At 70.9% G+C, this 17,355-nt stretch carries 17 protein-coding genes and 1 tRNA gene; 13 read left to right on the forward strand and 5 right to left on the reverse strand.

Going from position 1 to position 17,355, the window contains the following annotated elements; genetic code table 11:
- The first annotated feature begins 101 nt into the window (after window positions 1-101).
- The 6 genes from FK531_RS15200 (at window position 102) to FK531_RS15225 (ending at window position 5,139) form a co-directional block, all read left to right on the forward strand.
- The gene (locus FK531_RS15200; RefSeq protein ID WP_142100710.1) at window positions 102-1,019 is read left to right on the forward strand and encodes an aldo/keto reductase; all 918 of its coding nucleotides are present in this window, start codon (window positions 102-104) and stop codon (window positions 1,017-1,019) included.
- Between the two features lie 10 nt (window positions 1,020-1,029).
- On the forward strand, window positions 1,030-1,467 hold the full coding sequence (locus FK531_RS15205) for a TIGR03668 family PPOX class F420-dependent oxidoreductase (RefSeq protein WP_142100712.1): 438 nt from the start codon (window positions 1,030-1,032) through the stop codon (window positions 1,465-1,467).
- Window positions 1,468-1,518: 51 nt separating this feature from the next.
- Complete coding sequence (locus FK531_RS15210) at window positions 1,519-2,193, forward strand: biliverdin-producing heme oxygenase (RefSeq protein ID WP_142100714.1); 675 nt, start codon at window positions 1,519-1,521, stop codon at window positions 2,191-2,193.
- A 29-nt stretch (window positions 2,194-2,222) separates the two neighbouring features.
- Window positions 2,223-3,218 carry a heme/hemin ABC transporter substrate-binding protein gene (locus tag FK531_RS15215; RefSeq protein ID WP_142100716.1) on the forward strand — a complete coding sequence of 332 codons (996 nt, stop codon included), beginning with the start codon at window positions 2,223-2,225 and terminating at the stop codon, window positions 3,216-3,218.
- An 11-nt stretch (window positions 3,219-3,229) separates the two neighbouring features.
- The gene (locus FK531_RS15220) at window positions 3,230-4,288 is read left to right on the forward strand and encodes a FecCD family ABC transporter permease (RefSeq protein WP_142100852.1); all 1,059 of its coding nucleotides are present in this window, start codon (window positions 3,230-3,232) and stop codon (window positions 4,286-4,288) included.
- 83 nt (window positions 4,289-4,371) lie between these two features.
- Complete coding sequence (locus tag FK531_RS15225; protein ID WP_142100854.1) at window positions 4,372-5,139, forward strand: heme ABC transporter ATP-binding protein; 768 nt, start codon at window positions 4,372-4,374, stop codon at window positions 5,137-5,139.
- Here the strand turns inward: FK531_RS15225 and FK531_RS15230 are convergent.
- Window positions 5,136-5,471, reverse strand: a complete 336-nt coding sequence (locus FK531_RS15230; RefSeq protein ID WP_142100718.1) for a hypothetical protein — start codon at window positions 5,469-5,471, stop codon at window positions 5,136-5,138. The two genes, FK531_RS15225 and FK531_RS15230, sit on opposite strands and share 4 nt — an antisense overlap.
- A 201-nt stretch (window positions 5,472-5,672) precedes the next feature.
- Here FK531_RS15230 and FK531_RS15235 point away from each other — a divergent pair, with 201 nt between their 5' ends.
- The 3 genes from FK531_RS15235 (at window position 5,673) to FK531_RS15245 (ending at window position 8,859) form a co-directional block, all read left to right on the forward strand.
- Window positions 5,673-6,716, forward strand: a complete 1,044-nt coding sequence (locus FK531_RS15235) for a YncE family protein (protein WP_142100720.1) — start codon at window positions 5,673-5,675, stop codon at window positions 6,714-6,716.
- A gap of 47 nt (window positions 6,717-6,763) precedes the next feature.
- The gene (locus tag FK531_RS15240; RefSeq protein WP_142100721.1) at window positions 6,764-7,834 is read left to right on the forward strand and encodes a quinone-dependent dihydroorotate dehydrogenase; all 1,071 of its coding nucleotides are present in this window, start codon (window positions 6,764-6,766) and stop codon (window positions 7,832-7,834) included.
- A 158-nt stretch (window positions 7,835-7,992) separates the two neighbouring features.
- A complete protein-coding gene (locus tag FK531_RS15245) occupies window positions 7,993-8,859 on the forward strand; it encodes an endonuclease domain-containing protein (protein WP_142100723.1) in 867 nt (288 codons plus the stop codon).
- Between the two features lie 74 nt (window positions 8,860-8,933).
- Here FK531_RS15245 and FK531_RS15250 read toward each other — a convergent pair whose 3' ends face one another.
- Window positions 8,934-9,467 carry a YbhB/YbcL family Raf kinase inhibitor-like protein gene (locus tag FK531_RS15250; RefSeq protein ID WP_142100725.1) on the reverse strand — a complete coding sequence of 178 codons (534 nt, stop codon included), beginning with the start codon at window positions 9,465-9,467 and terminating at the stop codon, window positions 8,934-8,936.
- A gap of 42 nt (window positions 9,468-9,509) precedes the next feature.
- Window positions 9,510-10,847, reverse strand: a complete 1,338-nt coding sequence (locus tag FK531_RS15255; protein WP_246098176.1) for a M20/M25/M40 family metallo-hydrolase — start codon at window positions 10,845-10,847, stop codon at window positions 9,510-9,512.
- A gap of 181 nt (window positions 10,848-11,028) precedes the next feature.
- On the opposite strand from FK531_RS15255, the gene FK531_RS15260 reads away from it, so the two are divergent.
- A tRNA-Leu gene (locus FK531_RS15260) sits at window positions 11,029-11,114 on the forward strand.
- A gap of 79 nt (window positions 11,115-11,193) precedes the next feature.
- Here FK531_RS15260 and FK531_RS15265 read toward each other — a convergent pair.
- Window positions 11,194-12,375, reverse strand: a complete 1,182-nt coding sequence (locus tag FK531_RS15265; RefSeq protein WP_142100727.1) for a S8 family peptidase — start codon at window positions 12,373-12,375, stop codon at window positions 11,194-11,196.
- Window positions 12,376-12,558: 183 nt separating this feature from the next.
- Between FK531_RS15265 and FK531_RS15270 the strand changes: the two genes are divergently transcribed.
- Both FK531_RS15270 and FK531_RS15275 read left to right on the forward strand, forming a co-directional pair.
- A complete protein-coding gene (locus FK531_RS15270) occupies window positions 12,559-14,001 on the forward strand; it encodes an SDR family NAD(P)-dependent oxidoreductase (protein ID WP_142100729.1) in 1,443 nt (480 codons plus the stop codon).
- Window positions 14,002-14,046: 45 nt separating this feature from the next.
- Window positions 14,047-15,285 (forward strand): saccharopine dehydrogenase family protein, encoded by a 1,239-nt coding sequence (locus FK531_RS15275; RefSeq protein WP_142100731.1) that lies wholly within the window; start codon window positions 14,047-14,049, stop codon window positions 15,283-15,285.
- Here the strand turns inward: FK531_RS15275 and FK531_RS15280 are convergent.
- A complete protein-coding gene (locus FK531_RS15280) occupies window positions 15,266-15,979 on the reverse strand; it encodes a lysoplasmalogenase (RefSeq protein WP_142100733.1) in 714 nt (237 codons plus the stop codon). The genes FK531_RS15275 and FK531_RS15280 overlap by 20 nt on opposite strands.
- Window positions 15,980-16,013: 34 nt before the next feature.
- Here FK531_RS15280 and FK531_RS15285 point away from each other — a divergent pair, with 34 nt between their 5' ends.
- Window positions 16,014-17,354 (forward strand): CoA transferase, encoded by a 1,341-nt coding sequence (locus FK531_RS15285; RefSeq protein ID WP_142100735.1) that lies wholly within the window; start codon window positions 16,014-16,016, stop codon window positions 17,352-17,354.
- The last annotated feature ends 1 nt before the right edge of the window (window position 17,355 follow it).

Here is a 17,355-nt window from a genome sequence, read left to right on the forward strand (position 1 = left end):
CGGGGCGGGTCGAGGAATCACGCACAGGACCGTACCCGGAGAGTCCGTGCGGCGCGCGGCTCACCGCGGCACTACGCTGCAGGACTTGTGGTGATCGAACTATGAGGCAGCGCACCGTCGGCAACAGCGGGCTGCGGGTATCGCGGATCGGCCTCGGCACCCTGGCGTGGGGCCGGGACACCGACGGGGACGAGGCCGCGGCGCAGGTCCTCGGGTTCGTCGAAGCCGGTGGGACGCTTGTCGATTCGTCACCGTTCTACGGCGGCGGCACGGCGCAACGAATCCTCGCCGAGTTGCTCGACGACGTCGTCCCCCGCTCCGCGCTGGTGCTCAGCAGCAGCGGCGGCATCCACCCCGGCCGCGACGGCGTCGACTGCTCGCGGCGCGCGCTGATCGCCCAGCTCGACGCCACCCTGCGCGAGCTCGGTACCGACCACCTCGACCTCTGGCAGGTGGCCACCTGGGACCCGCTGACCCCGGTCGACGAGGTCGCCTCCGCGCTCGAGTACGCGAGCGCCACCGGCCGGGTCCGCTACGTCGGCGCGCGCGGCTACCTCGGCTGGCAGCTCGCCACCGCCGCGTCGAGCACGAATCTGGTGGCCACCCAGGCCGAGTACTCGTTGCTCGCCCGCGGTGTCGAGGACGAACTGCTCCCCGCTGCGCACCATCACGGCGTGGGGCTGCTCGCCGCGGTCCCGCTGGCCGGGGGCGTGCTGACCGGCAAGTACCGCGACGGGATCCCCGCCGACTCGCGCGGTGCGTCGGAGACCGGAGCGGAGGCGGTCGCGGCGTACCTCACGGAGGCCACCGCCCGGGTCGTCGACGCGGTCGTCACCGCCGCGGACGGTCTCGGTGCGTCGCCGCTGGCGGTCGCGTTGGCATGGGTGCGCGACCGGCCGGGGGTGGCGAGCGCGATCGTCGCTGCCCGCGACTACGCGCAGCACACCGGCGTGCTGGCCGCCGAGGAGCTCGAGTTGCCCGCGGCGATCGCCGCCGCGCTCGACGACGTCAGCGCCTAACCTGGAGGCCGTGCAGGCGCAGGAGCAACGCCGCAGGTTCGCCGAGGCCCGGGTGGCGCGCCTCGGCACCGTCACCGCCGACGGCCTCCCCCACCTGGTCCCGGTGGTGTTCGCGGTCGTCGGCGACGTCGTGTATTCGGCGGTCGACGACAAGCCGAAGTCCACCCGCCGGCTGCGCCGCCTCGACCACGTCGCGGCAACCGGTCGAGCGACCCTTCTCGTGGACGCGTACGACGAGGACTGGACCCGGTTGTGGTGGGTTCGGGTGGACGGCGCCGCCGATGTGACGGACGCCACGTCGAAGGAAGGTGCGGCCGCTGTCGACGCCCTGGTGGACAAGTACTCCCAGTACACGGACATGCGTCCAGGTGGGCCGGTGATCGCGGTCCGGATCGAGCGGTGGGCCTGGTGGGCGGCCCGCGACAATCCACACCCAAGGGCAGGCTAACCTAGTGTCCGGCCGGTATCTCCGGCCTCACGACGACAAAAGGACTGAGAGATGACAGCGCTCGATTCGGACACGACCGCGCCCGGCCTCGCCGAGCGGATCCGGACGGAGACCGACGCCGCGCACCGCCAGACCGAACAGTCCCGCTTCGTCGGCGACCTGCTGGCAGGCAAGCTCACTCCGGCCGGCCACGCCGCACTCCTCGGGCAGACCTACCTGGTCTACCTCGCCCTCGAGGAAGCGGGCCGAGCCCAGGCCGAGCACCCGGTCGCGGCACCGTTCATCGACGACGAACTCCTCCGCACCGAGGCGCTCGAAGCCGACCTCGAGTTCCTGCTCGGTGCCGACTGGCGGTCGCAGGTCACGGCCCTGCCCGCGACGACCCGCTACATCGAGCGGCTCAACGAGATCGCGTTCGACTGGCCCGCCGGGTTCGTCGCGCACCACTACATCCGGTACATGGGCGACCTGTCGGGCGGCCAGATCATCCGCCGCATGCTCGAGCGCGCCTACGGCTACACCACCGACGGCCTGCGCTTCTACATCTTCGACCAGATCGAGAAGCCGAAGCTCTACAAGGACGCCTACCGCGCCAAGCTCGACGCGGCCCCGCTGTCCGACGAGGACCAGCACCGCCTGATCGACGAGGTGAAGCTGGCCTACCAGCTCAACGGGGACCTGTTCGCCGACCTCGAAGCAGACATCGACACCTACCTGGTGAAGTGAGTCGGTTGCGCACCCGCACGCTGGGCCGCGTGGCCGCGGTCCTGCTGGCCGCCGCGGTGACCACCACCGCGTGCGGGTCCACCGACGACTCGGCCGGTGCGGGCGGCTCCGGACGCACCACGGCGACCCTCGCCAGCCTCGACCCGCAGCCGATCGCGGAGCATCCCGCGTCCACCCTCCCGGTGACCGTGCGGAGCTTCGACGGGGTCGACGTGACGATCACCGACACCAGTCGCATCGTCGCCGCCGACCGGTACGGCACCCTCACCGAGACCGTGTACGCGCTCGGGCTCGGAGACCGCCTGGTCGGCCGCGACACCGCCGCGAAGTTCCCGGCGGTCGAGTCCGTTCCCAACGTGACGCCCTCCGGGGCGTCGCTGTCCGCCGAGGCCGTCCTGGCGCTGCACCCGACGGTCATTCTGACCGACACCAGCATCGGTCCGCGGTCGGTCCAGGATCAGTTCCGTGCGGCGGGCATCCCGGTGGTCTACTTCGACCCGACCCGCACCCTGGCCGGCGTGCCGACACAGATCCGCGCCGTCGCGGACGCGCTCGGTCTGCCGGAGCAGGGCCGGGCGCTCAGCGACCGGACGGCCACCCAGATCGCCGCCGCCCGTGCGATGGCGCCGACGGACGGGACACCGCCGAAGATCGCCTTCCTCTACATGCGGGGCCCGGCGATCACCATGATGGCCGGCCCCGGCTCGGGCGCCGACTCGCTGATCGAGGCGCTCGGCGGCGTCGACGCCGGCACGGCAGCCGGTCTGACGGAGCAGTTCACTCCGATCACCAGCGAGGCACTCATCGCGGCGGCCCCGGACGTCTTCCTGATGATGACCAACGGCCTCGAATCGATCGGCGGCCTCGACGGGTTGGCGAAGATCCCGGGCATCGCGCAGACACCCGCGGGCAAGAATCGGCGCGTCGTCGACATGGCGGACGGCGCGCTGCTGAGCTTCGGCCCCCGAAGCGGTGACGTGCTGGGCGCGCTGGCAACCGCGTTGTACGGACCGCCGCCGCAGTGACCGCACCGGCAGTGAGCAAACCCGCACCGGGCCACGCGCGGGTCGGCGGCGCGGCCGTGCTGATCATTCTGGCCGTCGGCCTGCTCGCGCTCGCGCTCGTCTCGGCCTGCATCGGCCAGGTCCCGACGTCGCCCGCCGAGGTGATCGGCAGCGTGCTGCACCGGGTCGGCCTCGACCTCGGGCCGATGCCTTCGCATCCGGCAGGTGAGGTGACGCTCTGGCAGGTCCGGTTCCCGCGGGTCGCGCTGGCGATCGTGGTCGGCGCCGGACTCGGTTGCGCCGGCGCGCTGCTGCAGGGCGTGTTCGCCAACCCGCTCGCCGAACCCGGCGTCATCGGCGTCTCGGCGGGCGCGGCGGTCGGCGCCAGCGCGGTCATCGTGACCGGCGGCTCGTTCGTGGCGGGCCCGGCGGTCGCGGCCGCCGCATTCGTCACCGGCCTGATCACCACGGCGCTGGTCTATCTGCTCGCCCGGTCCGAGGGCCGCACCGAGGTGGTGACGCTGGTGCTCACCGGCGTCGCGATCAACGCGTTCGCGGGCGGCCTGATCGCCTTCTTCACCTTCGTCGCGGACCCGGCGGCCCGCGACCAGATCGTGTTCTGGCAGCTCGGCAGCCTCAACGGCGCCACGTGGAATGCGGTCGCGGTGGTGGCCCCGATGGCGGCGGTCGGCATCGCCCTGACCATGCTGCTGGCCCCGAAACTGGACCTGCTCGCCCTCGGCGAGAGCGCGGCCGGGCACCTCGGCGTGAACGTCGAACGGCTGCGGCAGATCGCGGTGGTCCTGGTCGCGCTGCTGGTGTCGTCCTCGGTCGCGTTCACCGGGATCATCCTGTTCGTCGGCCTGGTCGTGCCGCACTTGATGCGGATGATCGTCGGCCCCGGCCACCGGATGCTGATCCCCGCCAGCGCGCTGTGCGGCGCGATCGTGCTGCTCGCGGCCGATCTCGGCGCGCGCACCCTGGTGCCCAACGCCGACCTGCCGCTGGGCATGCTGACCTCCCTGGTCGGCGGGCCGTTCTTCTTCTGGATGCTGCGCCGCACCCGCCGTCAGCAGGGTGGTTGGGCGTGAAGGCGACGTTGTCCGCGCGACTGCGCAACCTGCTCGCCCGCGACCTTCCGGTGCCGGAGCGTCCGGCTCCGGGGTCGGTGAGCATGCGGGCGGTCGAGGTGAGCGTGGACCGCGGCGGTCGCCGTGTGCTCGACTCGGTGTCGCTGGACGTGCGCCTCGGCGAGGTACTCGCGCTGGTCGGGCCGAACGGTGCGGGCAAGTCCACCCTGCTCGCCGCGCTGTCCGGCGACCACCTGATCGCCGGCGGCCACGTCGAACTCGACGGCAAGCCGGCGAGCGAGTGGACCGGCACCGAGATGTCCAGGCGCCGGGCGGTTCTGCCACAACAGCACACGGTCGGGTTCTCGTTCACCGCACGGGAGGTGGTCGGGATGGGCCGGGCGCCGTGGGCCCGAACCGCCCGCCGCGACGACGACCAGGTGGCGGTGTCGGAGGCGATGGCGGCCTGCGACGTCGAACGGTTCGCCGATCGCCCCTTCGCGGCGCTGTCCGGCGGCGAACGGTCGCGCGTGGCGCTGGCCCGGGTGCTGGCCCAGCGCACCGACACACTGCTGCTGGACGAACCGACGGCAGCCCTCGACCTCGGTCATCAGGAGGCGGTGATGGAGCTGGCCCGCGATCGGGCCCGCGCCGGCGCAGCGGTCGTGGTGGTGTTGCACGACCTGGCGCTCGCCGCCGCCTACGCGGACACCGTGGCGGTGCTCGACGGCGGTCGCCTGGCGGCCCTCGGCACTCCGCAGGAGGTACTCAGCGAGGAACTGCTCAGCCGCGTCTACGGCCACCCGGTCGAGGTACTGACCCACCCGGAGACGGGCGCGCATCTGGTGCTGCCGAAGCGGCCGGCGCGTTAGAACCCGTCGATGACGGTGCCGATCCGGCTGAGCAGGGCGCGCACGGGCCCCTCCTCGGACTCGACCGGCCGCGCCTGCCCGACGGCGTCCCGGACGAGTGCCGCGATGCTGCGGGCGTCGGTGAGGTCGATGTCGTTGACGGTGCGCTCGGCGACCGCGACGACGTCCGACTTCTCCGGCACGTCCGCGTCGAGGTCGTCGCGGTACACCTCGACGTGGAGGGTGCTGCCGCGCACCCGGAATGCGAACGCCTGGCCCTGCGCGTTGCGACCGAAGCCGTGCGCGTGGGCACCGACCGTCAGGTCTTCGAGCACGAAATCACCGTCGTCCATGTCCGATCCTTCCCTCACGAATGTCGTGGACCGGCCCCCCAAGTGTTACCCACGGTAACCCCCGATTTGTCCGAATGTCCGACTCGATTTCGGCCTGCGGAACTCGATCAGGGATGCTAGGGGGCGGACACGGTGGACCCCGGACCACGCAGCGCGTCGGCAACGATTCCGGGCCACGAAGCGGCAACAGAGGAGACGTACATGCGGCGACCGGCTGCGCGCACCACGACCGTTCTGGCCGGAGCGCTGTTATTGCTGGTCACCGGGTGTTCCTCGAGTGGTGACAACGACAAGGTCCAGACCATCGAGGCGGCCACCGCGGCGGTCTCGCCGCCAGTCTCGGGACAGCCCGCCGGCGGCGTCGTCACCCTCAACACGCCGGTTGCGGCCACCGTCTTCGACCCGAGCAACGGCACCGTGGCCATGCTCACACCCGACGCCCGCGACCTGATCCTGCTGCCCGCCGCGGCGGCTGGATCGCCGCTGCCGCCGGCCGGTGCACTCACCGACATCCCGCGACGCGACATCGCCCTTCCCGGTGGCGTCGCCTACCTCAGCGCGCCGCTCGACGGCACCGTCGCGGTGCCCGCCGGCCGGGCTGTGGTCCGGGTGAACCTCGCCAGCGGCGAAACCTCGACCACACCGGTCGACGGCGACGTCCAGTCGGTCGCCCTGCTCGGCGACGGCCGGCTCGCGGTCGGCACCGCGGACGGTTCGGTGCGCGAACTCGACGCGAACGGCACCGAGACCCACCGCGTCACCGGTCTGGTCTCGGTCGACGCGCTCGGCGTCACCGGCGACAAGATCACCGCGCTCGACCGCAGGCAGACCTCCGTCACCGACGTCAAGCTCGCCGACGGCCGACTCGGTATGGCCCTGCGCGCCGGCGAGGGTGCCACCAATCTCGTCACCGACCACGTCGGCCGGGTCCTGGTCACCGACACCACCGGCGGGGAACTCATCTCGCTGACCACCGATCCGCTGATGATGCACCAGCGGTTCCCGGTCCCGAACTCGCCGTACGCGATCGCGGTCGACGAGTCGACGAACCTGGTGTGGGTCACTGTCACCGCCACCAACGAGGTGATCGGCTTCGACCTGTCCAGCGGGATCCCTGTCGAGAAGCACCGCTACCCCACCGTCCGACAGCCCAATGCGGTCGCGGTGGACGGCAAGACCGGCGCCCTCTACGTCGCGTCGGGGGCGGGCGACGGCCTGCAGCGCATCGACACCCGAGGACAGTGACACCCGACCGCCCCGTCGTCGCCGACCGCTCACCAGGGAGAGAACCCTTGTACGCCTTGCTCCTTCGCCTGCTGTTCCTGATCCCGCCGGAACGTGTGCACCACCTCGCGTTCGCGGCGATGCGCCTGGTCACCGTGGTCGGACCGGTGCGCGCGCTGGTCGCCCGGGTCCTGACCGTGCCCGATCCGGTGCTGCGCACGCGAGTGTTCGGCGTGGACTTCCCGGCGCCGCTGGGCCTTGCCGCCGGGTTCGACAAGGACGCCACCGGCGTGAACGTCTGGGGCGCACTGGGATTCGGCTTCGCGGAGGTCGGCACGGTGACCGCGCAGGCACAGCCGGGCAATCCGGCGCCGCGCCTGTTCCGTCTACCCGCGGACCGCGCGCTGCTCAACCGGATGGGCTTCAACAACCACGGCGCCGGGCATGCGGCGAACCAGCTGCGCCTGCGCAAGACCGGAGTGCCGATCGGAGCGAACATCGGCAAGACCAAGGTGGTGGCCGCGGCTGATGCCGCCGCGGACTACGCCGCCAGCGCCCGACTGCTCGGCCCGCTGGCCGACTTCCTCGTGGTCAACGTCAGCTCGCCGAACACGCCCGGCCTGCGCGACCTGCAGGCGGTCGAGTCGCTGCGCCCGCTGCTGACCGCGGTGCAGGAATGCGTCGACGTGCCGGTGCTGGTGAAGATCGCGCCGGACCTGTCCGACGAGGACGTCGACGCGGTCGCCGACCTCGCGGTGGAGCTGGGTCTGGCCGGCATCGTGGCGACCAACACCACCATCTCGCGTGCCGGTCTGCGGACCCCCGAACACGAGGTCGTGGGGCTGGGCGCGGGCGGCGTCTCCGGCGCCCCGGTGGCCGACCGGTCGCTCGAGGTGCTGCGCAGGCTGTACGCACGAGTCGGCGACCGGCTCACGCTGATCTCCGTCGGCGGCATCGAGACCGCCGACCAGGCGTGGGAACGCATCCTCGCCGGCGCTTCGCTGGTGCAGGGATACACCGGCTTCATCTACGGCGGGCCGTTCTGGATGAAGCGGATCCACAAGGGCCTGGCTCAGCGGCTGCGCGCGGGCGGGTACGCGTCCCTGGCCGACGCGGTCGGCGCCGAGACCAGGCGCTGACAGCACACTGAACGGGAGTTCAGTGGTCAGTTTCGGACTGAAGTTGACCACTGACTTCCCGTTCACGCCTGTGGATGCAGTCGGAAACAATCCCCAAGCGGGCCAAACCCCCAGGATCGCACGCCGGCGCGAACGGTCGGCCATGCCACTGTGTCGGCATGGGGAGAATTCTCGTGCCGTTCCGTGCCTCGACGGCAATCGAGCAGGGGCTCGTCAACCGCTACCAGATCCGGCACCAGTACACGCGCATCTACCCCGACACCTACCTACACCGCGATATCGAGCTCGACGCCGTCGTCCGCGCGCAGGCGGTGTGGTGTTGGTCCGGCGGCCGGGGCGTCCTCGCGGGCTGGTCGGCGGCGGCGCTGTGGGGAACCAAGTGGATCGCCGCGGACACCCCGGGTGCGATAGCGCGTGCCGAGCACATGTACCCGCCGCGCGGCCTGACCCTGTACCGCGACTCGTTACCCGCTTCCGAGTTCAGGTTGCGTGGCTCCTATCCGGTGACTGACCCCGCTCGGACTGCGTTCGATCTCGGCCGCAAGCTGCCGCTCGATGCTGCGGTAGAGGCCGTCGACGCCATCTACCAGGCCACCGAGCTCACTCGTGCCGAACTGACGGTATTCACCGCGCAGCACCCCGGGGAACGCGGAGTCGTCCAACTCCGCGAGGTGATCGCGCTGTCCGACGAGGGCGCGGAGTCGCCTTGGGAGACGAAGACCCGTCTGGCAATCGTGCGCGCCGGCCTGCCTCGTCCAGACACTCAGATCGCCGTTCACACCAAGGACGGCATGTTCATCGGGCGTGTGGACATGATCTGGGAGCGTTGGCGGGTGATCGTCGAGTACGACGGCGACCACCATTTCGACTCGGCGCAGCGGAATCGGGACGTGGAGCGGTGGAACGCACTCGAGGCGGCCGGATGGCGGGTCATTCGCGTCAAGGCCAGACAACTCACCCGCGGGCGCGCGACGCTCATGGGCCAGATCCGCACGGTCCTGCACGACGCCGGCGCCCGCCTCTGACCGCCGAACGGGAACTCAGTGATTACTTTCGAACAAGATGTCACCACTGAATTCCCGTTCAATCCTTGTGTGGCTCAGTGACCGAAGGTGGCCGTGAGGGTGGCGCGCGCGATCGCGTGGCTGAACAGGTTGAAGCCGAGGAACGCCGGGGTGGCGTCCACGTCGAGGCCGTCGACGGTCTCCACGCTCAGGGCGTGGACGGCGAAGATGTAGCGGTGCGGGCCGTGCCCGACCGGCGGCGCCGAGCCCAGGTAGCGGTGTCCCCCGCCGTCGTTCTTGAGGGTGACGGCACCCGCGGGCAGCCCCGCGCCCGTGCCGTCACCGGCGTTCGCGGCGAGGGAGGTGACGGATGCCGGGATGTTCGCGACGGCCCAGTGCCAGAAGCCCGACGCGGTCGGCGCGTCCGGGTCGAACATCGTCACCGCGAAGCTCTTCGTCTCGGGCGGGAACCCCGACCAGGACAGCTGCGGGGACACGTCCTCGCCGCCGGGGACGCCGAAGATGCCGCTGCGCTGTGCGGGGGGCACCTCGCCGCCCTCTGTGATCTGCTCCGAGGTCAGTTCGAAGGTCGGCAGGTCCGGCAGCGGTCCATACGGGTCGTGTGACATGGGAGTCCTTTCGTCGGTGGCGCCAGTGGCTGGCGGGGCGGCTCAGCTGTTCATCAGGAAGTGCTCGAGCACCCGCGTACCGAACTTTAGTGCGTCCACCGGCACCCGCTCGTCCACGCCGTGGAAGAGCGCGCTGAAGTCGAGCTCGGGAGGCAGTTGCAGCGGCGCGAAGCCGAAGCAGCGAATTCCCAACTTGGCGAACGCCTTTGCGTCGGTCCCGCCGGAGAGCATGTAGGGCACGGTGCGCCCGTTCGGGTCGTGCGCGAGGATCGCGTCGTTCATCGCGTCCACCAGGTGGCCGTCGAAGGTCGTCTCGTACGAGTCGAGCTTGGTGATCCACTCGCGCGTCACGTCGGGACCGATCAGCTCGTCGACCTCCCGCTCGAACGCGGCCTGCCTGCCCGGCAACACCCGGCAGTCCACGACCGCCTCGGCGGTCTGCGGGATGACGTTCGCCTTGTAGCCTGCCCGCAGCATGGTCGGGTTCGCGGTGTCGCGAAGGGTGGCACCGATGATCCGCGAGATGGTACCGAGCTTGGCGAGGGTGCCGTCGATGTCCGGCGAGTGCGGGTCGAACTCGACCCCCGTCTCCGCGCTGACCGCGCCGAGGAACTCCGCGACCGAATCGGGCACCACCAGCGGGAACGTGTGCCGTCCGAGCCGCGCGACCGCCTCGGCCAGGATGGTCACCGCATTGTCCTCGTGCAGGAACGAACCGTGACCGGCGCGCGCCTTCGCGGTCAGTCGCATCCAGCCGAGCCCCTTCTCGGCGGTCTCGACGAGGTAGAGCCGCGCGTCGGTGCCGTCCGGGCGCGCCACGCTCAGCGAGAAGCCCCCGACCTCCCCGACCGCCTCGGTGACACCGTCGAACAGGTCCGGCCGGTGCTCGACCAGCCACTGCGAACCCCAGGTCCCGCCCGCCTCCTCGTCGGCGAGGAACGCGAACACGAGGTCGCGTGGGGGTACGGTGCCCTCGGCCTTGAACTGCCTGGCCAGGGCGAGCGTCATCCCGACCATGTCCTTCATGTCGATGGCGCCGCGCCCCCACACGTACCCGTCCTCGACCGCACCGGAGAACGGGTGCACGCTCCAGTCGGCCGGCTCGGCGGGCACCACGTCGAGGTGACCGTGGATCATCAGGGCGCCGCGGTCGGGGTCGGCCCCGCGGAGCCGGGCGAAGACGTTGCCGCGACCCGGTTGCCCGGACTCGACGTACACCGTCTCGTAGCCGACCTCCTCGAGTTGTGCGGCCACCCACTGCGCACATTCCCGCTCACCCTTGGTGGTCGCGAGCTCACCGGTGTTGGAGGTGTCGAATCGGATCAGCGCACTCACGAGGTCGACGACCTCGGATTCGGCGCGGGAGGGAACGGAATTCACAGTGTCATCGATGTCGGGCACTCCCCTTTCCTACCACCGGGCTGTGCCCTCCGGTCGCTCCGCAGGCTCCGCTCCTGCCTGCGTTTACCTGCGCTGACGACGCGATTTTGGCCTTTGGCCCGGTCTGGGTTAATCTTTCCCAGCACGCAGCGAGCAGGCGAGCGAGATTGAGAGTGCGCAAGCGCGAGTGGCGGAATGGCAGACGCGCTAGCTTGAGGTGCTAGTGTCCTACTAATGGACGTGGGGGTTCAAGTCCCCCCTCGCGCACTCTGAGTTGAGACAGACGAGAAGGACCCCGGATTTCCATCCGGGGTCTTTCTTCGTTTCATACCAACACCTTTCGCAATCAGTGTGGCTGCCCCGCCAACCTCTCCGCCGACACGAGTTCGCGCATCGCCAACTCCTTGGCACACGCGAACAGCGCCCCGACTGCGCTGATCCTCGGGAAGGTCAGCCCGGTGTGTCCGACATTGTCGTGTTCGTCGTCGCCGTCGTAGACGACGGTCGCCCCACGCAACAGCCACCGCTTGACGTCGGCGACCGTCGGCAGTTCCCCGGTGGTACGCAGGTGGAAGGACTGCAGCAGTGCGACCACGCCGGCCGTCACCGCCGTCGCCCGGCTCGATCCGTACTGGATGGACTCACCGGTGTCGTTGCGGATGCCCGCGGAGGTCACGGGCGATCCGGGCGCGAAGATGTCCGTCGCGCACGGGCCGCCGACCTTGTGGTGCAGCCGCTGCGAGAACGGCGTCAACCGGTCGGGCAGGGTGGAGAACGCCTTCGCCCCGTCCGGGTACCGGAACGGTCCCTCGTCCGCGTCGTACACGGCGCCCACGCTCAGGGTCTGCCGGAAGATCGCCGGATAGCTCATCCCCTGGACCCCGCCGTGCGCGTGGTACTCGTTGCCCGCGCAGACACAGCACGCGACGCCGGCGTCGGTCAGCTCCTGCAGCAAGGCGCCGATCGCGTCGCCGGGCAGGTCGGTGTCCGTCGCCCTGTTGTCCGCGGCGCCGAGCGACATGCACAACGTGGAGATGCCCAGCGTCATCCGATGGTCGAGCACCCAGTCGAGCCCGCGCGCGACATCGGCGAAGCGCCCGCGACCATCGTCGCCGAGTACCTTCACCGGCACGATGCGCGCGTTCGGTGCGACCCCGGTGTGGATGCGACCCGCGCAGACGATGCCCGCGACCGAGGTTCCGTGCCCGTGCAGGTCGGTCGCGTCCGTCGCGTCGCCGCCGTGGCCGGTGGTGACGTTGCGTCCCGGCACCACGCGGCCCGCGAAATCCACGTGGCTGCCGCGCAATCCGGTGTCCAGCACGGCGACGGTGACGCCCGAGCCGCCGACGTTGAAATCGCGCCGCGCCTCGGGCGCGCGGACCAGCAGGTCGATGTCCGTCAGCTCCGGCAGGTAGGGGCCGTCCTTCTGGACCGGTGTCTCGACCGGGGCCACCGATTCGGCGTGCAGGAGAAGATGGCTCGAGCCCTGACTCAGGGCCTTGTCGTTCATGATGGCCTTGTCGTTCATGATCGTGGCCTTTCGTACTGTCGGGCGTGTGTGGCCTCACCCGACGATCCCCCGACCCGTCAAATTTTCCTCGCCCGGCGCCGTGATGTCACCAGCCCGGGCGGTCGAATCGGCTGGTCGTCGCGAATTCGGTAGAATTCGTCCCGACCAGCACGACGAGATCAGAACTGAGCTACCAACCCCATGGCACAAGCAATGACAGGTATCGATCCCGCCGACCTGGAAACCTGCATCCGCGTCCTCTCTGAGGCCGGCGACCTGGACGCCGATCATCCCGATTCGCAGGCCCTGCAGCGCGCCAGCGGCAAGATGTTCAAGCAGCTCAAGCGCCGACGGCGGATCGCCGCCCGTGACGCCATCTCCAACGCGGACCGCGAGGTGGTTGCCGCGACCGCCACCGGCTCCCCCGAGCGCATCGACGACGAGACCGCGGGTGTGCTGATCTCCTCGCCGACCGTCGGCTCGAGCGCGGGCACCCTGATCCGCCCGCGCCCCTGCTACATCTGCAAGCAGCGCTACACGGTGGTCGATTCCTTCTACCACCAGCTGTGCCCCGAGTGCGCGGCGAGCAGTCACGCCAAGCGTGACGCCAGCACCGACCTGACCGGCCGCCGCGCGCTGCTCACCGGCGGCCGCGCGAAGATCGGCATGTACATCGCGCTGCGCCTGCTGCGCGACGGCGCGCACCTGACGGTCACCACCCGCTTCCCGAACGACGCCATCCGCCGCTTCAAGGCGATGGAGGACAGCGCCGACTGGATCCACCGTCTGCGGGTGGTCGGCATCGACCTGCGCGACCCCGCGCAGGTGGTCTCGCTCGCCGACTCGGTCGCGGCGCAGGGCCCGCTCGACATCCTGATCAACAACGCCGCGCAGACCGTCCGCCGGTCGGCCGGCTCCTACTCGGCACTGGTCGAGGCGGAGTCCGGTCCGCTGCCCGCGGGCGAACTGCCGGACGTGGTGACCTTCGGCAAGACCAGCGATGCACACCCCGCGTCGCTGGCCAGCTCGCTGCCGATGGCGTCGCAGTCGATCGTGCATCAGGTGACCGAGCTCGCACTGGTCGCGGGTTCGGCTACGCCCGAACGCATCTCGCAGGGCATCGCGATCGACGCCGGCGGACTCGTGCCGGATATCGCACACACCAACAGCTGGGTGCAGACGGTCGGCGAGGTGGATCCGATCGAGCTGCTCGAGGTGCAGCTGTGCAACTCGGTCGCGCCGTTCATCCTGGTGGACCGGCTACGCCCGGCGATGGCCGCCTCGTCCGCGCGGCGCAAGTACGTGGTGAACGTCTCCGCGATGGAGGGTCAGTTCTCGCGGGCGTACAAGGGTCCGGGGCACCCGCACACCAACATGGCCAAGGCCGCGCTGAACATGCTCACCCGCACCAGCGCCAAGGAGATGCTCGAGCAGGACGGCATCCTGATGACCGCGGTCGACACCGGCTGGATCACCGACGAGCGCCCGCACTACACCAAGCTGCGGCTGGCGGACGAGGGGTTCCACGCGCCGCTGGACCTGGTGGACGGGGCGGCCCGGGTGTACGACCCGATCGTGCAGGGCGAGGCGGGCGTGGACCTGTACGGCTGCTTCCTCAAGGACTTCCAGCCGTCGCCCTGGTGACACAGGGGGATGACGTGACCCATGGTGACACCTAGGGTTGTCCCCATGACCCGCACTCGTGACCTCGACGTCGTCGTCTACGGCGCCACCGGTTTCGTCGGCAGACTGACGGCCGACTACCTCGCCCGGCACGCCCCGCAGGGCACACGGATCGGGCTGGCCGGCCGCTCCCGCGACCGGCTCGAGCGGATCCGGGAGTCGCTGCCCGGCGCCGACGGCTGGCCGATCCTGGTCGCGTCCGCCGACGACCCGGCGTCGCTGACCGCCCTGGCCAAGGCCACCCACGTGGTGATCACGACGGTGGGCCCGTACGCGAAGTACGGCATCGACCTGGTTCGGGCGTGCGCCGAGGAGGGCACCGACTACACGGACCTGTCCGGGGAGGTGCTCTTCGGTCGCGAGTCCATCGACAGTTTCCACGACACCGCCGTCGGGTCGGGCGCCAGGATCGTGCACTCGTGCGGATTCGACTCCATCCCTTCGGATCTCGGCGTGCACGTGCTCTACGAGCAGGTCGCCGCCGACGGCGCGGGCGAGCTCACCGACACCACCCTGGTGGTCAGCTCGCTGCGCGGCGGAGTCAGCGGCGGCACGATCGACTCGATGCGCGGCCTCGTCGACACCGTGACCTCCGACAAGCGAGCCCGCAAGATCGCCGCCGGGCCGTACTCACTGAGCCCCGACCTGGCTGCGGAACCCCACCTGGGCCGCCAGTCGGATGTCGAGATGCTCAAGGGTTCGGACATCGCACCCGGGCTGAAGGGCCGCACGGCGCCGTTCGTGATGGGCTCCACGAACACCCGCGTCGTGCGACGCAGCAATGCGCTGCGGAACTGGGCCTACGGCCGCACCTTCCGCTACCGCGAGGTGATGAGCGTGGGCCAGTCGGCGCTGTCCCCGGTGCTCGCGCTGGGTGTCGCGGGCGGGCTGGGCGCGTTGATGGCCGGCCTGGCGTTTCCCCCGACCCGCTACCTGCTCGACCGGGTGCTGCCCAAGCCCGGCGAGGGCCCGAGCGAGAAGACCCGCAACGCCGGGCATTTCACCACCGACGTGTACACCACCACGACCACCGGCGCCCGCTACACCTCGCGCATCCGGGCCAAGGGCGACCCGGGCTACGCGGCGACCGCGGTGATGCTCGGCGAGTCGGCGCTGGCATTGGCGCTGGACCGCGGCGCGCTGCCCGACGCGGCGGGGGTGCTCACCCCCGCGACGGCGATCGGCGACCGGCTGGCCGAGCGGCTACGCGACGCGGGCTTCGAGATCACCGTGCGGAAGATGTAGTCGCCGTCTCGGGAGTGCCGGCCGTCGACCGTACGACGGCCAGCACCCCGAGCACGATCAGCACCTGACCGGCGATGTAGGTGAGCATCACCCAGAACCCCTCGACCGGCGGATGGAACCAGTCCGCGAAGGCCCCGAGGGCGATCATCGAGTCGGACAGCAGGAAGAGCGCGCCGCCGACGGCCGCGACGCGACCCAGCGCCGTGCTGAGCACCGCCATGGTGCCGAGGCAGAACCCGTAGACCAGCGCGGGCGCGAGCAGGGTTCCCGCCCCCGGGGCGCAGGCGGCCACCAGTGCGACGATCACGGCGACGTAGCCCGCCGCCGCGGGCCGCCGCAGCACGCTCGCGGCCCGGTACGGCCAGAACGCGGCGATGTAGGCCAACTGCGCGAGCAGGAAGAACCCGATCATCACCAGGAACGCGGTGTCGCCGTCTGCCAGGTCCGGTGCGGTGTCGCCGAGCCAGGACAACCCGAGCGCCAGCAACGTCAGCCGGACCAGCCGGGTGCGCGGCGTCGCGGTCGCCAGCGCCAGGAACCCGGCGAGCAGCGGCATCAGGAACCACTGGGTCACGTTCGCCACGCCGTCGGCGTCGACAAGTTGGGCCGCCAGGTGGATCACCGACACCGCGGCGAAGGCGGTCAGCGCGGTAACAGCCTGCCGTCCGAGTGTCCGTGTGGCGTCTGCAATCATCCGCTCATGCTAACGGCGGGTATACCGTCCAGGGATGGCGTCCGCGGAGCAACTCGTCACCGACTACGAGAACGGTTGCGGCCTGCCGCGCGATCCGAGTCGGGTGGCCTTCCCACCCGGTGACGGCTACCTCTCGTCCCGATTGCCCACCGCCGCACTCGCGCTCGGGTCCGTCGGTGCACTGGTCTCCGCCGTCGACCGCCTGCTCCTCGCGCGCGGGATGACCCCGCACCGCGCGGCCCTGGATCCCGAGCGGGTCGCGGCCTCGTTCGCCGGCGACCGGATGATGCGCATCGACGGCGAACCTGTGCCAGGCTTCGCGCCGATGTCGGGCTTTTTCGCCGCCTCGGACGGTTGGGTGCGCACGCACGCGAACTACCCGCACCACCGCCTCCGACTGCTGAGCGCACTGGACCTCGCCGAGGACGCCGATGCGGGCGTCCTGTCCGCCCGCATCGGCGTGCTGCCGGCGCAGGAGGTGGAGGACCGGGCAGCCGAGGCCGGCGCCGTCGCGGCGCGGGTGCGCACCGAGACCGAGTGGGCCCGACATCCGCAGGGCGTCGCGTCGGGCGCGGGTCCGATCGTCCGGATGGACGCGAGCGCGGCGGCACCGGTCGCCCACACCATGCAGTTGCGGACCGATCCGGCGCGACCGCTGGCCGGTCTGCGGGTGCTGGACCTGACGCGGGTGCTCGCCGGACCGGTCGCGGCCCGCGCGCTGGCGCTGCTCGGCGCGCAGGTGCTGCGCGTCGACCCGCCGCAGCTGCACGAAATCGACTGGCAGCACCGCGATACCGGTCAGGGCAAACGGTCGACGCTCCTCGACTTCGCTACCGCCGACGGCGCCGACGCGATGCGCTCGCTGCTCGCGACCACGGACGTGCTGATCACGGGATACCGGCCGGGCTCCCTGGACAGGTTCGGGCTCACCGCGGCGACGGACGGCCTCGTGCACGGTTCGGTCAGCGCGTGGGGCACCGACGGTCCGTGGGCGCACCGGCGCGGGTTCGACAGTCTCGTGCAGGCGGCCTCCGGGATATCCCTCGTCGAGGGCGGGGTGCATCCGGGCGCGCTGCCCGTGCAGGCGCTCGACCACGCCAGCGGGTACCTGCTTGCCGCCGGACTGGTGGACGCGCTGGCGTTGCGGGCCGCGGACGGACGCAGCCGAACGGTGTCGGTGGCACTCGCCCGGACCGCCCGCTGGCTGCTCGACGCGCCGGGACGGGTGGACGATCCCGCGACTCCGCGTACGCCGGGACCGGGCACCACCGTCACCCACGGCGCCGTCATATCCGCGCGCCCGCCGCTGCCCGGCTACGCGCAGTATCCGTACCCGGCGCACGACTGGGGATCCGATGCGCCGCACTGGATGTGAG

The organism is Rhodococcus spelaei (assembly GCF_006704125.1).
In the GTDB taxonomy this organism is placed as follows: domain Bacteria; phylum Actinomycetota; class Actinomycetes; order Mycobacteriales; family Mycobacteriaceae; genus Rhodococcus_G; species Rhodococcus_G spelaei.

What these genes read in the sequence shown, in the direction of transcription:
- FK531_RS15200 (WP_142100710.1), top strand. Translation starts at nt 102, where the DNA reads ATGAGGCAGCGCACCGTCGGCAACAGCGGGCTGCGGGTATCGCGGATC.
- FK531_RS15210 (WP_142100714.1), top strand. Translation starts at nt 1,519, where the DNA reads ATGACAGCGCTCGATTCGGACACGACCGCGCCCGGCCTCGCCGAGCGG.
- FK531_RS15225 (WP_142100854.1), top strand. Translation starts at nt 4,372, where the DNA reads ATGCGGGCGGTCGAGGTGAGCGTGGACCGCGGCGGTCGCCGTGTGCTC.
- FK531_RS15230 (WP_142100718.1), bottom strand. Translation starts at nt 5,471, where the DNA reads ATGGACGACGGTGATTTCGTGCTCGAAGACCTGACGGTCGGTGCCCAC.
- FK531_RS15235 (WP_142100720.1), top strand. Translation starts at nt 5,673, where the DNA reads ATGCGGCGACCGGCTGCGCGCACCACGACCGTTCTGGCCGGAGCGCTG.
- FK531_RS15245 (WP_142100723.1), top strand. Translation starts at nt 7,993, where the DNA reads ATGGGGAGAATTCTCGTGCCGTTCCGTGCCTCGACGGCAATCGAGCAG.
- FK531_RS15250 (WP_142100725.1), bottom strand. Translation starts at nt 9,467, where the DNA reads ATGTCACACGACCCGTATGGACCGCTGCCGGACCTGCCGACCTTCGAA.
- FK531_RS15265 (WP_142100727.1), bottom strand. Translation starts at nt 12,375, where the DNA reads ATGAACGACAAGGCCATCATGAACGACAAGGCCCTGAGTCAGGGCTCG.
- FK531_RS15270 (WP_142100729.1), top strand. Translation starts at nt 12,559, where the DNA reads ATGGCACAAGCAATGACAGGTATCGATCCCGCCGACCTGGAAACCTGC.
- FK531_RS15275 (WP_142100731.1), top strand. Translation starts at nt 14,047, where the DNA reads ATGACCCGCACTCGTGACCTCGACGTCGTCGTCTACGGCGCCACCGGT.
- FK531_RS15280 (WP_142100733.1), bottom strand. Translation starts at nt 15,979, where the DNA reads ATGATTGCAGACGCCACACGGACACTCGGACGGCAGGCTGTTACCGCG.
- FK531_RS15285 (WP_142100735.1), top strand. Translation starts at nt 16,014, where the DNA reads ATGGCGTCCGCGGAGCAACTCGTCACCGACTACGAGAACGGTTGCGGC.